Here is a 14,973-nt window from a genome sequence, read left to right as displayed (position 1 = left end):
GATCACTTCCTTGTGGCCGGCGAGGCGTTCGACTGCGCGCCGGGGGCTGCGGCGGGCGTGCGGTCGAACTCGTGGCGCAGCGAACGCGCCATCAACCGCTCGTAAAGAGCAGGGGCCAGCCGGTTGATGAGATATGTCGCCTTGCCCACGCCCGTGAGCACGAGGAGACGCTTGCTTCTGGTGGCGCCGCGAAAGACGGCTTCCGCCACGCTCTCTGGCGTGGCGACGCGGCCGACGGTCGACTGCGGATGCCGCGTGACACTGCCGTCGCCGTCGAGCGCCGCCCTGGCAATACCGGTCGCCGTAAACCCCGGACAGACCAGCATGACGTCCACCCCGGTGCCCTGCAGTTCGGCGCGCAGGCTACCGAAGAGCCCGTGGCAGGCGTGCTTACTGGCGGCGTAGCCGGTCCGCCCGAGCAGCGGGGCGAGGCCTGCGATCGAGGTGATAGTGATAATCAGGCCGCGCCGCTCGAGCAGACTGGGGAGGGCCGCCTGCGTGCAGTACAACGGGCCGAAGAAATTCACGCCCATGACCTTCCGATACACGATCGCGTCGGTGTCGGCGAAGGCGCTGCGATGCGTGATCCCGGCATTGTTGACGAGCACGTCGATGCCCCCGAGCTCACGGCGCACCGCGCCGATGGCCGCGCGGCACCCGGTCTCGTCGGTGACGTCACCCGGCACCGCCATGTGCGACACACCCTGCTCGCCGAGTTCGGCCGCAATGGCGCCGAGCTTGGTGCCGTCGACGTCGAGTAGCCCGAGGTGCGCGCCGGCCCGGGCAAAACGCCGCGCGAAAGCACTACCCAGTCCACCGCCGGCGCCGGTGACCACCACCACCTTGCCGGCGAAATCGCGGTGTGTTCCCACGTGCAGCGCCCGCCGCCCCACTCACCAGCCGCCAGGCGGCTCCGTGCGCAGGTGTCTGCCGGGCCCACCGCCCGTCGTTTCCGGCATTCGATCCTCCATCCCAATGTCGGGTCTTGCCCGGGCTCGACCCGGGCCGCAGTCTTGTATCGAACACTGGCGATGCTCGCGTCAAGTCGGGCCCTGCCCCGGGCTTCAATCGATGCGCCCGCTTCCGTCGACCGCGGCCGCGGTGCTACGACTTTGCACACGCGCGTCGCACGCATCGCCGGCACGCCAGGGAGGCGCACATGGCAGAATCGGTCGGGTTCATCGGTCTCGGAGTCATGGGTTACCCGATGGCAGGGCACCTGGCTCGCGCTGGCCATCGCGTCACCGTTTTCAACCGGACCCGGGCCCGCGCCGAGCGCTGGGCGACCGCCTACGCCGGCGCCGTGGCCGACACCCCCGCGGCTGCCGCGCGCGATGCCGATCTGGTCTTCGCCTGTGTCGGCAACGACGACGACGTGCGGGCCGTGACCTGTGCACCGACGGGCGCCTTTGCCGCGATGCGCCCCGGCACCGTATTCGTCGATCACACCACCACGTCGGCCGCGCTCGCGCGTGACCTGGCCGCGCTGGCAGACGGCAAGGGCATCGCCTTCCTCGATGCGCCCGTTTCCGGGGGCCAGTCCGGCGCGGAAAACGGAGCCCTCAGTGTCATGATCGGAGGGGAGGCGACGGCGTTCGAACGCGCCGCACCGGCGATCGCCGCGTACGCCCGCACCGTCAAGCGCATCGGTCCCAGCGGGAGCGGGCAACTCGCCAAGATGGTAAATCAGATCTGTATTGCCGGCCTCCTGCAGGGGCTCGCCGAGGGCCTGCACTTCGCGCAGGCCGCCGGCCTCGACGTCGCCACGGTGATCGAGGTCATTTCGCGCGGCGCCGCCCAATCGTGGCAGATGGAGAACCGCTGGCAGACGATGATCGACGGCCGGTTCGACTTCGGCTTCGCGGTCGACTGGATGCGCAAGGACCTCGGATTCGCGCTCGCCGAGGCGCGGCGCAACGGAGCGAGCCTGCCGGTGACGGGGCTGGTCGATCAGTTCTACGCCGAAGTGCAGGCCCTCGGCGGCCGCCGTTGGGACACCTCGAGCCTGATCGCTCGCCTCAAAGCCCTCGCCTACTCCCCTTCCGCCCTATAGCGCATGAGGTCGTTCAGGTACTCGATCAGCAAGCGCTCGCGCAGCTTCGCCGGCAGCGCATTCAGCATCTCGTTGATCCCGGCCATCCGGGCCGGCAGCGCCGTTCCCTGCACACCTGCCATACCCAGCATCTGCGCGAAGGTCTCGTCCGTCAGCGTCTCCGGGTCGACGCTCCCGAACAGCTCGCGCACTTGCGCTGCCGTCTCCCCCGAGGGCAACGCCCGCGCCTCCTCGACGCAGGTCCGCAGATCGGCGAGCAACGGCTCGACCCAGCGCACGCTCGCCGGATTGACCGAGAGGTGGATGTTCTCCTTAGAAGAGTCGAACCCGAGTTGCGGCTGCACGAACCATCCCCGCTGCCTCATCTCGTCGACGATGTGGAATACGCTGACCGAGTCGGACGTGAACGCAACCAGGTTCATGTCCGGCCGTCCGAGCAGACGCAGTTCCTCGATCTTCTCGACCCCGTCGGCAATGCGCCGGGTGGCCTCAAGCACCTGACGGGCGATCTCCATGTAACCGGCATCGCCGAAGAAGTTCAGAACCGCCCACGCCGCCGCCAGCGGACCGCCCGACTTCGTGCTCTGCACCGTCGGATTGATGACCGTGTAACCCGTCCAGTTCGAACAGGCGTAGATCTGGTGTCTTCGCAGCTCCTTGTTGCGGTACAGGATTACCGAGGCTCCCTTTGCCGCAAACGCGTACTTGTGGAAGTCCATCGAGATCGACGTCACCCCGGGTACGTTGAACTCGAAGTCCGGCACCGGTGCCCCGAGCCGCCTGAAGTAAGGCAGCAGGAACCCGCCCATACAGCCGTCGACGTGCAGCAACAGGTCGTGATCGAGGGCGATCTGCCCGATCTCGCGGATCGGGTCCACGACGCCGTGCGCGTAGGAGATCGCCGAGCCGACCAGCAGGATGGTGTTGGGCGTGATAGCGCGCCGGATCGCCGCGGGGTCGGCGCGGAAGGTCTGGGGATCGACGGGAACCATGACCGGTTTGACGTCGAGGTAATGCCCGGCCTTCTGGAAGGAGGCGTGCGCCGTGATCGGCAGCACCATCTCGGGCACACCGATGTGCGGGCGCCTGGCGCGATTGAAGTCACGCGCGGTCTTGACGGCAAGAATCAGACTTTCGGTCCCTCCGCTGGTGAAGTTGCCGACAACGTTCTCATCGCCCCGCAGGTGCGCGGCGGCCATGGCGACGAGTTCGGCTTCCAGCCGGAGCATGCTCGGGAACACGGTCGGGTCGAGCGCGTTCTCCGAGAGGTACATGGTATATGCCTGTTTGATGACCGACTCCGCCTCCGCGCCGGGGTCGTAAACGTACGCCCACGTGCGGCCGTCGCGCCACGGCATGTCATTGGCACGGAACGCTTCGAGCTTCGCGAACAGCTCGTCTCGGGGCAGTCCCTGGGCGGGAATCTTCATCGCGGCCTCCTCTGCGGTTCGCTCTCGCGCGCCGTGGGCTTATCGGATGCGACCGTGGGTGGCAACCGGACCCGGCACGAGCGCCGCGAGCGGGATCCCATTGACACAGAGATGCACTGATATAAGCAGCGTGGGCAGCGAGCGGCGGCGTCCTGACGCAAACCCCGGGGAGGCATATGAACTTCGATTTCTCCGACGACCAGAAGATGCTGCGGACTACCGCGCGCGAGTTTCTCGAGGAGCACGCGCCCCTCAGCGTGTGTCGCGCCGTGCTGGAATCGGACACACCCTGCTCCGACACGCTCTGGCGAGGTGCCGCCCAACTCGGCTGGCTCGGAACCGCGATTCCCGAGGAATATGGCGGTGCCGGGCTGGGGCACCTCGAACTCGCCGTGATCGCCGAGGAGATCGGCCGCGCCCTCGCTCCGATTCCCTTTTCGTCCAGCGTCTACCTGGCAACGGAGGCCATCGTCCTGGACGGCACCGATGCGCAGAAGAAGCAGTACCTGCCCAGGCTGTCCTCCGGCGAGGCAATCGGAACGTTCGCACACGCCGAACGCCCCGGGCGTCAGGGACCCAGCAGCGTTTCGGCAACTCTTTCCGCAGGACGCCTCTCCGGCACCAAGATGCCCGTGCTCGACGGCGACGTCGCTCACTTCGCGGTCGTGACGGCCCGCACCGAGCACGGCCTGTCGCTGGTGCTGGCGGACCTCACCGGGCCGGGCGTTAAGCGGAGACCGTTACACTCGCTCGATCCGAGTCGTTCCATGGCAGTGCTCGAATTCGACAACGCGCCGGCCACCGTGCTCGGACCCGAGGGGCGCGGCTGGGAACGCGCGCAAGCCCTCCTCGATCGCGCCGCGGTGCTCATGGCGTTCGAGCAACTGGGCGGCGCGCAACGCGCGTTCGAGATCACTCGCGAGTACACCATGGGCCGCTACGCCTTCGGCCGGCCGGTGGCCTCGTTCCAGGCGCTCAAGCATCGGATGGCCGATCTCTACGTCGAGATCGAGCTGGCCCGATCGAACGCCTATTACGGCGCCTGGGCGCTCAGCAACGCGAGTCCCGACCTGCCCACCGCCGCCTGCGGTTGTCGGATCACGGCGACGGACGCCTTCGACCTCGCCAGCCGGGAAATCGTGCAAATGCACGGCGGTGTCGGCTTCACCTGGGAGTACGACTGCCACCTGTTCTATCGCCGCGCCAAGTTGCTCGGCACCATTCTGGGCAGTGCCGATCAGTGGCGCGAACGCTTGATCGAGTTGCTCGCCGCGACGGCCCCCGACACCTCGCATCCTGCCGCACAGCCTTACGCCTGAACGAAGAGGAGACCGCAGCATGGATTTCAACGACACCGCCGAGGAAACGAAGTTTCGCGCCGAAGCCCGCGCCTGGCTGGAAGCCAACGCTGAACGTCTGAAACCCGGCGACGCCGCGGCTGTCATGTCGGAGCGCGGCGGGTCGGAAGTCATCGTCACGGCCAAGCAGTGGCAGGCCAAGAAGGCGGACGCCGGCTGGGCCTGTATGACGTGGCCTACCGAATACGGCGGTCGCGGCGCCAGCGCGATCCAGGCGGTGATCTGGCACCAGGAAGAGAGCCGGTTCAGGACGCCGCCGAATATCTTCGCGATCGGCCAGGGAATGCTTGGCCCGACGATCATGGCGCACGGTACCGACGAGCAAAAGAAGCGCTACCTGCGGCCGATGCTGCGCGGCGAAGAGATCTGGTGTCAGCTCTTCAGCGAACCCAGTGCGGGTTCCGACCTCGGCGGCCTGCGCACCACGGCGGTCCGCGACGGAGACGACTGGGTCATCAACGGACAGAAGATCTGGACCACCGGTGCCCAGTACTCGCAGTGGGGCATGATCCTGACGCGTACCGACCCGACCAGGCCCAAGCACGCCGGCATCACCTACTTCATCATCGACATGAAGTCGCCGGGCATCGAGATCCGGCCGATCAAACAGATCAACGGCGGTGCCGTGTTCAACGAGGTGTTCTTCACCGACGTGCGGATCTCCGACAAGAACCGCGTCGGCGCCGTCGGCGAAGGCTGGCGGGGCGCCATCACGACACTCATGAACGAACGCCTCTCGATCGGGGGCGGTGCCGGCGGCCCGGAGTTCGCGGATCTGATGCGCCTTGCCCGAGAGACCGATTGGAACGGCCGCCCCGCCCTCGACGATCCCGCCGTACGCCAGCGCCTCGCCCGCTTCTATGTCCGCGGCAAGGGCCTCCAGTACACCGGCTATCGCACCCTTACCGCACTGTCGCGCGGCGCCATCCCCGGTCCGGAAGGCTCCATCGGCAAACTCGTCGGCGCCGTACTGAAACAGGACATGGCAAGCTTTGCCATGGACGTCCTCGGTCCCGCCGGCGCCGTCACGGAACCGGGCATCGCCCCTGAAGAGGCCGCGTGGCAGGAAACCTACATGGGCATTCCGGGCCTTCGCATTGCCGGCGGCACCGACGAAATCCTGCGCAACATCATCGCCGAACGCATTCTCATGCTGCCGCCCGATGTGCGGCTCGATAAGGACGTGCCGTTCAAGGATATCCCGACGGGGCCGCGGAACGCGTAAAGGTAGGCTGCGGGCTGGCAGCTTTCAGGGGGTTCCGTATCGATCCCTCCCCCGGGCACACTCGGCGACCGTGGCGGAAGCTCGTGCTCACCTCGATACCGAGGCCGAACCCGTTGCTGCGGCGTCGATCGCGCGGCTGACCGCGTTCTCGAGGCGTTCCTGGCCGCCCGAACGCGGCGCCGGGTCGAGGCCGTCGGCAAGCGCCTGCGCGGCCAGATCGTCCAGAGTGGCACTGCCGCGCAGTATCGCCTGACCCAGCCGACCATCCCAGCCGGCGTAGCGCGCCTTCACCTCCGCCGCCAGAATCCTCGACTCGAGCAGCGCCGCGCCGTTGATCAGCGCGCGGGCGAGCGTGTCCATACCGCCGATATGAGCGTGGAACAGGTCGAGCGGATCGACGCTCTGGCGCCGCAGTTTCGCGTCGAAGTTGAACCCACCGTTTCCCAGACCCCCCGCCGCCAGGATGCGATACAGCACGAGCGTAAGCTCCTCGACGCTGTTCGGGAACTGGTCGGTATCCCAACCGTTTTGCGGGTCGCCGCGGTTGATGTCGACACTGCCGAGAAGATCGTTGGCAATCGCATAGGCGATCTCGTGCTCGAAGCTGTGCCCGGCCAGCGTGGCGTGGTTCGCTTCGATGTTGAGTCGTATCTCGCGCTCCAATCCGAAGCGCTGCAGGAACGCGTGCACCGCGGCGGCGTCCCGGTCGTACTGGTGCTTGGTCGGCTCCATCGGCTTCGGCTCGATGAGCAGCGTGCCTGCAAAGCCGCTGCGATGCCTGTAATCGACGACCAGACTCATGAAGCGCCCGAGTTGCTCCAGTTCGCGCCCGAGATCGGTGTTGAGCAGAGTGTCGTACCCTTCCCTTCCACCCCACAGAACGTAGCCGGCGCCGCCGAGCTGGCGCGTGACGTCCATCGCCTGCTTTACCTGCGCGGCGGCGTAAGCGAACACCTCCGGGTCGGGATTGGTCGCCGCGCCGGCGGCGTAACGCCGGTGGCTGAACAGGTTCGCCGTGCCCCAGAGGAGTCGCACACCGGTGCGCTCCATCGCCGCGGCGATCCCCTCGACCGCCCGCGCCAGGTTCGCGTTCGAGGCCGCCAACGTCGCGCCCTCGGGAGCCACGTCGCGGTCGTGAAAGGTAAAGAACGGCACGTCCAGCTTCTCGAAGAACTCGAAAGCGACTTCGGTCTTGCGCGCCGCCAGCGCCATCGCGTCGCCACCGCCAAGCCACGGACGCGCGAACGTTCCGGCCCCAAACATGTCCGTGCCATCCCAGCAGAACGAGTGCCAGTAGCACGCCGCCGGCCGCAGGTGTTCCGAAAGGCGCTTGCCGAGGACGATCCGGTCGGCATCGTACCACCGAAACGCCAGCGCATTGGCGCTTGCCCGGCCTTCGTAGCGGACACGCTCGATCGTCGGAAAGAAGGGCTGACCCATGGTTGCCTCCCGTCCGCGCCTCAACCCAGCGCGGCCATGCTCTCCCGCAGATCTCTGTATAACCGGCGAAACACCGGGAATCGCTCCGCATACCGGGCGCGCAGCCCAGGGTCTGGCTCGACGACACTTACGCTCGCCGGTGCGGTGCACACCGCCGCGGGCGGCTCGCCGGTGACCGCGAGGCGCGCCAGGCGGGCCGCGCCGAAAGCCGGACCAACCTCGCCACCGCTGTGGTACTCGATCGTCCGCCCGAGAGCACTGGCAAGGATGCGGCCCCAGAAGCGACTGCGTGCACCACCGCCGAGAACGCTGACCCGTTCGATTCTGGTTCCGGCCGCGAGCAACGCGGCCTGACAGTCCGCAAACGCGAAGCCGACGCCTTCGAGCACGGCCCGTCCGAGGTCGGCCCGCGTCGTGTCGTGCGTCAAGCCGACGAACGCGCCTCGAGCGAGCGGGTCGTTGTGGGGGGTCCTCTCGCCGGAAAGATAGGGTAGGAACAGCACGCGCGGATCCCGATCCCGGGCTTCGACTTCTGCGAGCAGGGCAGCCTCCGACGAAGCGCCGGTCACGCCGCTAATCCAGGTGAGGCAGCTTGCGGCACTGAGCAACACGCCCATCTGGTGCCAGCGCTGCGGCAAGCAATGACAGAACGCGTGCACCGCTCCCGCCGGGTGAGGAGCGAAGCGGTCGCCCGCCACGAAGTACACGCCCGAGGTTCCCAGCGATACGAAGGCCTGGCCCGGCTCGATCACCCCGGCACCAGCGGCACCGCCGGCATTGTCGCCGGCGCCGCCGGCGACCACGACCCGGCCCGGCACACCCCAGGCGCCGGCCAGCTCCGCGCGCAACACACCACTGGGCTCACTACCCTCGACGAGCCGCGGCACCGCAGCCTCGGAGAGACCCGTGGCTGCGAGCATCGCCGCCGACCAGCGTCGTCCGGCGACGTCGAGCCACAGCGTACCGGCGGCATCGGACATGTCCGACGCGTATTCGCCCGTCAGCCGCAATCGCACGTAGTCCTTGGGCAGCAACACCCTTCGGGTCGCAGCGAAGATCTCCGGTTCGTGCGCCGCAACCCACAGTAGCTTTGGCGCGGTGAAGCCGGGCATGGCGAGATTGCCGGTAATCGTCCGCAGCGCCGGCTCGCGCCGTTCGAGCAGCGCGCACTCGGCGCCACTGCGGCCGTCGTTCCAGAGAATGGCGGGCCGCAGCACGCGGTCTCGCGAATCGAGCAGCACCGCCCCGTGCATCTGCCCCGAAAGGCCAATACCGGCGAGCGACGCAAAGGCGGCCGGGGCCAGCGACCGCAGGCCTTCGACCGCCGCCAGGGTGGCGCGCCACCAGTCTTCGGGATCCTGTTCCGACCAGAGGGGCCGCGGCCTCGACACCTCGAGGGGCGACCCGGCCTGCGCGACGACCCGCTGAGCGTCGTCGATCAGCAGGGCCTTCACCGCCGACGTGCCGATGTCGATACCGAGGTACACGTCGCTCTGGGGCTCGATGACGCCGCGGACCCTCAGGCTTTGAGTTGTGCCGCAACCGCCGCGGCGGCCTTCTTCGCCGCCTCGGGATCGCCAAGGTAATAGTTGCGTATCGGTTTCAGATCGTCGTCGAGTTCGTACACGAGCGGAATCCCCGTCGGAATGTTCAGCCCGACAATGGCCTCGTTCGAGATGTCGTCGAGGTACTTCACCAGCGCGCGGAGACTGTTGCCGTGCGCCGCCACGATAACGCGCCTCCCCGCCTCGATCGTCGGCGCGATAACGTCGTGCCAGTACGGAAGGAAGCGCTCCACCGTGTCCTTGAGGCACTCGGTGAGCGGCAGGTCGTCCCCGCGGAGTCCCGCATAGCGCGGATCGTTGGCAGGACTGCGCGGATCGCCCGGTTCGAGCGCCGGGGGCGGGATATCGTAACTGCGCCGCCAGATGTTGGTCTGTTCCATGCCGTGCTTGGCGGCGGTCTCGGCCTTGTTCAGTCCCTGCAGGGCGCCGTAGTGACGTTCGTTCAGGCGCCAGGAGTTGTGGACCGGAATCCACATCTGATCGAGTTCCTCGAGCGCGAGCCAGAGCGTCTTGATGGCGCGCTTGAGGACCGATGTGAACGCCTCGTCGAAGGCGAAGCCTTCGGCCTTCAGCAGCCGCCCGGCCGCCGTCGCCTCTTCGACTCCCCTGTCGCTGAGACCGACGTCCGTCCAGCCGGTGAACCGGTTCTCCTTGTTCCACGTGCTCTCGCCGTGGCGCAGCAGTACGAGTTTGTGCATGGATCACCTCCAACCGCGGCGGCCGAATCGAGCGCCACCTGAATCGCCCCGCAGCGGTCGCGTCGCCCGCCCCGAGGAGCGCCACGCACCACCGTCGGCGCGCGGCAAAGGCAGCCTCTACCGGAGGACGCCGGCACCGTCAAACCACTATGCGTAACGGAAGCGGTTGCATCGCTGCGCCGGTTGCCTGAGACTGATGCGCATGCTGCGTGCTGACACGCACCGCCTCGGGGGTACTCATGCTCGGACATCCACAGCTGTGCCAGATCGCCTATAGCGTCACCGACCTGTCCCGCACTCACCGCTGGTACCGCGATACGTTCGGGTTCCTGCCCGCGGGCGGGACGAGGCTGTTTCGCGGACCGATCGCTTCCCGTGTCCAGGGTCTGCCGGGTGCGGCGTCGGTCTGCTGGTGGCTCGTCGACCGACAGGAGTTCTTCCAGCTCGAGATGTTCGAGTTCGAAAGCCCGCCGGTGAGACCGCTGCCGGCGGACCGGCGGCTGTGCGACATCGGGTATAACATGGTCGGCCTGCACGTCGCCGATTTCGACGCGGCTTTGGCGCGTCTGGCCTCGCACAGGTCGCAGCCGCTCTCCGCGCCGGTCGGCGCGCCGGGGCAGCGCCGTGTCTGTGTCCGCGATCCGGAAGGCGTTCTTCTCGAAATCATGGAAGGCGATCCTAGTGCGGCGTTTCGTCGTCCCCACGAAAGGCCGGAGATCCCCGTCAGTACGGTCAGCGTGACGCTGTCGGTCCCGGACCTTGCGCGCTCGCGGCGCTTTTTCGTCGACACGCTTGGTCTGCCGGTACTCGACGAGTTGCGGCTGCACGGCCCCGAGCACGAAGCTCTCTGGGGCCTCGCCGGTGCGCGGCGCTCGGCGTTGGTTCTGCGCGCCGGCGACTGCCTTCTCGAGCTCGTGCAGTACCACGATCCCGCCGGCAAGCCATGGCCCGAGGGGTATCGCATCAGCGATCAGGGCCTGTTGAACATTGCCCTCGGCTTTCGCAGCAAGGCCGCTTTCGACGCCGCCTACGCGCGCTGCATTGCGGCGGGTTACCGGGGCAACTGGCGGCCTTTCAATCTGGGTGCATGGACGGTGGTCTACGTCAACGACGATCAGGGTTTCAGCGTCGAGTTGCTTTTCGTGCGCCACTGGTACGAAGCCCCGATGGGCTTCCGTCCAAGACTCCCGTACGTCAATGCCCGGGTGCACATCGACGCACCGCCGGACGTCGTCTGGCGGGCGATCACCGATCACGCCCGCATGCCGGAGTGGACGCCGATCCGCGCGTGCGTCGTCATTCGTCCCGGGTCGCCCGACCCGAACGGACTGGGGGCCGTGAGGCAACTGCGGGCCCCCGGCACCTCGATCGAGGAGGAAGTGGTTCTCTGGGATCCGCCGCGCCGATTCGATTACTGCCTGCGGCGGGGCGCACCCTTGCGCGATCATCGGGGCCACGTATTCCTGACCCCTGACGCCGGCGGCACGCAGGTCCAATGGACTGCCCGGTTCCGGCCTCTTGTCCCCGCGACCGGAACCGCCCTGCGTGCGTTTCTCCAACGCGGCTTCGACGGCGCCCTGCGCAAACTGAAGCGCCGGATCGAGTCCACACGCTGAGGAGGGTTGACGTGGCACATCGGGTCGCAACGGGACCATTCAGGTGCGCTCTGGTCACGGGCGCCGCCGGCGGCATCGGCCGCGAGCTCTGCCGACTGCTGGCTCGTGACGGCACGGCACTCATACTCCTCGACCGGAACGAATCCGGCCTTGCAGAACTGGACAAGGAATTGCGGGCGCGCGTGGTGGTCGAGACACGTCAGATCGACCTGCGTGGACTCGCCGACCTCGAACGGTTGGCAGTCGACCTCGCGGAGCGGCACCCGGACCTCGACCTTATTGTGGGCAACGCGGGCATCGACAATCCGCAGGCGCGCTTCGAGTGCGACTGGCGCACGGTCGAGGATCACTTCGCCACAAACGTGAGTCCCAACGTAGTCCTGTGTTCGGTATTCTTGCCGCGTTTTCTCGCGCGCGGCAGCGGACACGTCGCTATCGTTGCGAGCCTTGGGGCGCTCGGCGGCTTCCCGCACGAGGGCGCGTACTCGGCAAGCAAGGCCGCGGTGGCGACGTTTACCGAAAGCTTGCGCTCGGAGTACGGGCCACGGGGAATCACGTTCACAACCATCTTTCCGGGGTTCGTCGATACGCCGATGCTGCGCGGCAATGCCTTCAAGGCGCCCAGTTCGTTGCGCGCGTCGGCGGCGGCGGCGACGATTCACCGCGCTCTCCTTCGCCGCCAGCCCACGCTCCATTTTCCCCTGTCCACGTACCTCCTGTTGTGCGTGTCGCGGCTGCTGCCGAGCGGGTGGCGCGATTTCGTAGCGCGCCTGCAGATGAAACCGGACTTCCGGCCGCGCTGATTGCCTCCCGGCGCGGTGCGCCGGCGGGTGCACCCGCTTCCCGGACCACTCTTGCGGCGAATGCGCCTCTCCGGACGGGCGGCACCCGTATGATCTTGAAAATCATTCTCAGTTCTGCCATTCGGAGAGTATCTTTTCCGCAGGGAGTACATCGCTACATGCACTACCGAACCCTCGCAGCCCTTACAGGAGTGATCGGCCTCGCCGCTCTGAACAGCGCCTGCGACAGCGGCGGCCCCCGGGTCGCGCGTGCCGCCGCACCCACTTACGTCGCCAAGGATCCGCTGGACGTTCCGTCACCGATCGTGCGTACCGCACCGGCCACCGTGACTGTGGACCTCGTGGCGAGGGAAGTGGTCGCGGAGATTGCACCGGGCAAGTGGTTCACGTTCTGGACATTCAATGGCACGGTGCCCGGACCGATGATTCGCGTTCGCGAGGGGGACACCCTGGTGGTCAACCTCACCAACGAGTTGCACAACACGGAACCGCACAATCTCGACTTCCACGCCGCGATGGGTCCCGGCGGCGGTGCCGCGGTGACCGACGTCGAGCCGGGCGAGTCGAAGTCCTTTTCTTTCAAGGCGCAGCGCAGTGGCGCGTTCATCTACCACTGCGCGGGCGAAGGTATGCCATGGGAGCACGTCGCCTTCGGCATGTACGGTATGATTCAGGTCGACCCTCCCGAAGGTCTGCCGGACGGCTTCGCCGAAGCATACGTCGGGCAGAGCGAGTGGTACCTGGCCCCGGCACCAGACGGCAGTTCGGGTCAGGCGGATGGCGACCTTTACGTGCTCGATGAGGATAAGGCAGGCATGGAGCACCCCGATCTGTTCACCTTCAACGGCCACACCAGGGCACTTGTCGACCCGGCCATCTTCGGCAATGCGCTGCGCGTCAACCAGGGCGACAGGTTGCGCGTGTTTTTCGTCAACGCCGGACCGAACCTCGGTTCGAGCTGGCATATCATCGGTCAGATCTTCGATTCCGTGTATACCGGGCATCCGAGCGATCGTATCCGCAACGAAGAAACCCTCTACGTACCGCCGGGCTCCGCGGCGGTCCTCGAGCTGACGGCGGCAGTACCCGGAACCTACAATCTGGTCGACCACGCGTTGTGGCGAGTTCCGAAAGGCGCCCTGGGCAACCTGCACGTCGATCCGACGATCCCGCCGACGGCCCACGACCCCAACGGGTCGTGGCCTTTGGACCTGTTCTCGCCGCCGGCGTTTCACGCCACCGGGCACTGACAGCTCGATCCGTCCCGCAGTGGCACGCGGCTCCGGACCGGCGGACGCCCGCGAACTGACATCGGGTCTGGCCTCTCCGACGCGCCAGGCCCGATCAGCGCTCCTGCGCCGCCCGCATCAGCGCAGGATCCAGATGGCCGATGCCGGCGGCGAGCTCGATCTGCGCCACGTCGTACCGTGCAATCGCTTCGACGTGGGCCAGGCGAGCCCGCGCAAGCGCGTTTTGGGCCTGGATCACTTCCAGGCCGATACCGGTGCCAGCCTCGAACCGGGCCAACTCGACCTCGTAACTGCGCGTCGCCGCGTCCACCCCGTTGCGGGCGTCGGGAAGCGAACCGGCGGCAACGGCGACGCGCGACAGAGCCGTCTCGATCTCGCCGTACGCCTGTTCGCGCACGGTCTGCTCTCTTACACGTGCGGCCGCAGCTTCTCCCCTCGCCGTTCGCGTGCGGCCGACCTCGGCGAAGTCGACGGCGATGCGAGCCAAACCCTCGAGAAAGTTCGTGTTGCCGAGCCTATTGAGATCCGTACCGATGAAGCGTTCGCGAAACCCGGCATCGATGTCGGGCCCCAGCAGATCCCACCACGCTGCCGACACCTCTCGTGCCGCCGCTTCGCTGCGCGCCTGAGCCGCCAGGATGTCCGGCCGGGCAAGCTCCGCCTCTCCTCTCAGCGCTGCCCCCGCGGCCACGTCGATGAGGCTCGTCGTGCGCAGATCGTTTTCGCTCGGCACGAGCAGGTCGTTGGTATTCCAGCGCAGCAACACCGCGAGGCGAATGCTCGACGTCTCCCAGAGCCCGCGCGCCCGCAACGCCGTCTGCCGCGCACTCGCCGCCGCCGCTTCGGCACGGGCGACATCCGCCCCCGTGCCGATCTCCGCGCGCGCCCTAGCCTGCGTGATCTCCACGAACCTCTCGGCGTCCCCAGCCAGCCCTTCGGCAACGGCCTGCGAGGCGCGCGCCAGGGCGAGATCGACATAGCCCACCCCCGCCTGCAGCATGGCGTAACGCTGCGCCTCGCGGACTTCGAAGGCCGCGGCGTCGGCCTCTTTTCGAAACCTTTCGGAGCGCACCCATGCCGCACCCGGATTCACCCGATAGTAAACCCCGGCCGACGGTTCGAAGGTGCCGAAAGTGACGCCCATGACGTCACCGAACGACCCGACCTGCCGACCGTCGAGGTAACTGCCGCCGAGTTGAACGTCGATGCCCGGGAGGAGGGCACCGGCGGCAGTTTGCAGCCGCCCCGAGGCCGCCTCGAGTCTTGCGGCAGCTTCCAAGACCGTATTCGCCCGCTCCCGGGCGGCCCGCAGCACCTCTTCGAGAGTGACCTCGCGCGACCGGCTCAACCTCCCCAGCGGACGGTCCGATGCTTCCGACCCAAATCGTGCTCTCTCCTCGACCGCGACAACCTCGGCTCGCAGGCTCGGCGGCAGCGCGCGGATCGGTGGGTCGGGTACGTAAGCGGTCAGCGCGGCGCATCCCGACGAGAAAAGGACGACACTCGCAACCGCAACTCGAATCGCATCGCTCAAC

Annotated in this window: 12 protein-coding genes; 6 read left to right on the top strand and 6 right to left on the bottom strand. The window is 67.4% G+C overall.

The features are described 5' to 3' along the window. Positions 1-2 precede the first annotated feature (2 nt). Positions 3-872: an SDR family oxidoreductase gene (locus L6Q96_01620; protein ID MCK6553276.1), complete on the bottom strand. Its 870-nt coding sequence runs from the start codon at positions 870-872 to the stop codon at positions 3-5. A 287-nt stretch (positions 873-1,159) separates the two neighbouring features. On the opposite strand from L6Q96_01620, the gene L6Q96_01615 reads away from it, so the two are divergent. After that, positions 1,160-2,053, top strand: coding sequence for an NAD(P)-dependent oxidoreductase (locus L6Q96_01615; protein MCK6553275.1), 894 nt, complete (start codon positions 1,160-1,162; stop codon positions 2,051-2,053). Here L6Q96_01615 and L6Q96_01610 read toward each other — a convergent pair. Then, the gene (locus L6Q96_01610; GenBank protein ID MCK6553274.1) at positions 2,032-3,483 is read right to left on the bottom strand and encodes an aspartate aminotransferase family protein; all 1,452 of its coding nucleotides are present in this window, start codon (positions 3,481-3,483) and stop codon (positions 2,032-2,034) included. The genes L6Q96_01615 and L6Q96_01610 overlap by 22 nt on opposite strands. Positions 3,484-3,659: 176 nt before the next feature. Here L6Q96_01610 and L6Q96_01605 point away from each other — a divergent pair, with 176 nt between their 5' ends. Together L6Q96_01605 and L6Q96_01600 are read left to right on the top strand one after the other, a co-directional pair. Next, a complete protein-coding gene (locus L6Q96_01605) occupies positions 3,660-4,802 on the top strand; it encodes an acyl-CoA/acyl-ACP dehydrogenase (GenBank protein ID MCK6553273.1) in 1,143 nt (380 codons plus the stop codon). A gap of 19 nt (positions 4,803-4,821) precedes the next feature. Then, entirely contained in the window at positions 4,822-6,066 is a 1,245-nt protein-coding gene (locus L6Q96_01600) for an acyl-CoA dehydrogenase (protein MCK6553272.1), read from the top strand. 87 nt (positions 6,067-6,153) lie between these two features. Here L6Q96_01600 and xylA read toward each other — a convergent pair whose 3' ends face one another. The 3 genes from xylA to gpmA are packed head-to-tail and all read right to left on the bottom strand — an operon-like array spanning position 6,154 to position 9,769. Beyond that, entirely contained in the window at positions 6,154-7,506 is a 1,353-nt protein-coding gene (xylA, locus tag L6Q96_01595) for a xylose isomerase (GenBank protein MCK6553271.1), read from the bottom strand. A 20-nt stretch (positions 7,507-7,526) separates the two neighbouring features. Continuing rightward, positions 7,527-8,993 (bottom strand): xylulokinase, encoded by a 1,467-nt coding sequence (gene xylB, locus L6Q96_01590; protein ID MCK6553270.1) that lies wholly within the window; start codon positions 8,991-8,993, stop codon positions 7,527-7,529. Between the two features lie 32 nt (positions 8,994-9,025). Further along, on the bottom strand, positions 9,026-9,769 hold the full coding sequence (gene gpmA / locus L6Q96_01585) for a 2,3-diphosphoglycerate-dependent phosphoglycerate mutase (protein ID MCK6553269.1): 744 nt from the start codon (positions 9,767-9,769) through the stop codon (positions 9,026-9,028). A 209-nt stretch (positions 9,770-9,978) separates the two neighbouring features. Between gpmA and L6Q96_01580 the strand changes: the two genes are divergently transcribed. The 3 genes from L6Q96_01580 to L6Q96_01570 all read left to right on the top strand — a co-directional run bounded on the left by L6Q96_01580 (position 9,979) and on the right by L6Q96_01570 (position 13,438). Next, positions 9,979-11,385 (top strand): SRPBCC family protein, encoded by a 1,407-nt coding sequence (locus L6Q96_01580; GenBank protein MCK6553268.1) that lies wholly within the window; start codon positions 9,979-9,981, stop codon positions 11,383-11,385. 11 nt (positions 11,386-11,396) lie between these two features. Beyond that, entirely contained in the window at positions 11,397-12,188 is a 792-nt protein-coding gene (locus L6Q96_01575; GenBank protein MCK6553267.1) for an SDR family oxidoreductase, read from the top strand. A 158-nt stretch (positions 12,189-12,346) separates the two neighbouring features. Beyond that, the gene (locus L6Q96_01570; GenBank protein MCK6553266.1) at positions 12,347-13,438 is read left to right on the top strand and encodes a multicopper oxidase domain-containing protein; all 1,092 of its coding nucleotides are present in this window, start codon (positions 12,347-12,349) and stop codon (positions 13,436-13,438) included. Positions 13,439-13,532: 94 nt separating this feature from the next. On the opposite strand, the gene L6Q96_01565 is transcribed toward L6Q96_01570, so the two are convergent. Then, a complete protein-coding gene (locus L6Q96_01565) occupies positions 13,533-14,972 on the bottom strand; it encodes a TolC family protein (GenBank protein ID MCK6553265.1) in 1,440 nt (479 codons plus the stop codon). Position 14,973 lies beyond the last annotated feature (1 nt).

The organism is Candidatus Binatia bacterium, from assembly GCA_023150935.1.
Classification (GTDB): Bacteria; Desulfobacterota; Binatia; order HRBIN30; family HRBIN30; genus JAKLJW01.
The sequence above is the reverse complement of the archived record's forward strand: the minus strand, read 5'-3'. Positions and strand labels throughout refer to the sequence as shown.

What these genes read in the sequence shown, in the direction of transcription:
- L6Q96_01615 (MCK6553275.1), top strand. Translation starts at nt 1,160, where the DNA reads ATGGCAGAATCGGTCGGGTTCATCGGTCTCGGAGTCATGGGTTACCCG.
- L6Q96_01610 (MCK6553274.1), bottom strand. Translation starts at nt 3,483, where the DNA reads ATGAAGATTCCCGCCCAGGGACTGCCCCGAGACGAGCTGTTCGCGAAG.
- L6Q96_01605 (MCK6553273.1), top strand. Translation starts at nt 3,660, where the DNA reads ATGAACTTCGATTTCTCCGACGACCAGAAGATGCTGCGGACTACCGCG.
- L6Q96_01600 (MCK6553272.1), top strand. Translation starts at nt 4,822, where the DNA reads ATGGATTTCAACGACACCGCCGAGGAAACGAAGTTTCGCGCCGAAGCC.
- xylA (MCK6553271.1), bottom strand. Translation starts at nt 7,506, where the DNA reads ATGGGTCAGCCCTTCTTTCCGACGATCGAGCGTGTCCGCTACGAAGGC.
- gpmA (MCK6553269.1), bottom strand. Translation starts at nt 9,769, where the DNA reads ATGCACAAACTCGTACTGCTGCGCCACGGCGAGAGCACGTGGAACAAG.
- L6Q96_01570 (MCK6553266.1), top strand. Translation starts at nt 12,347, where the DNA reads ATGCACTACCGAACCCTCGCAGCCCTTACAGGAGTGATCGGCCTCGCC.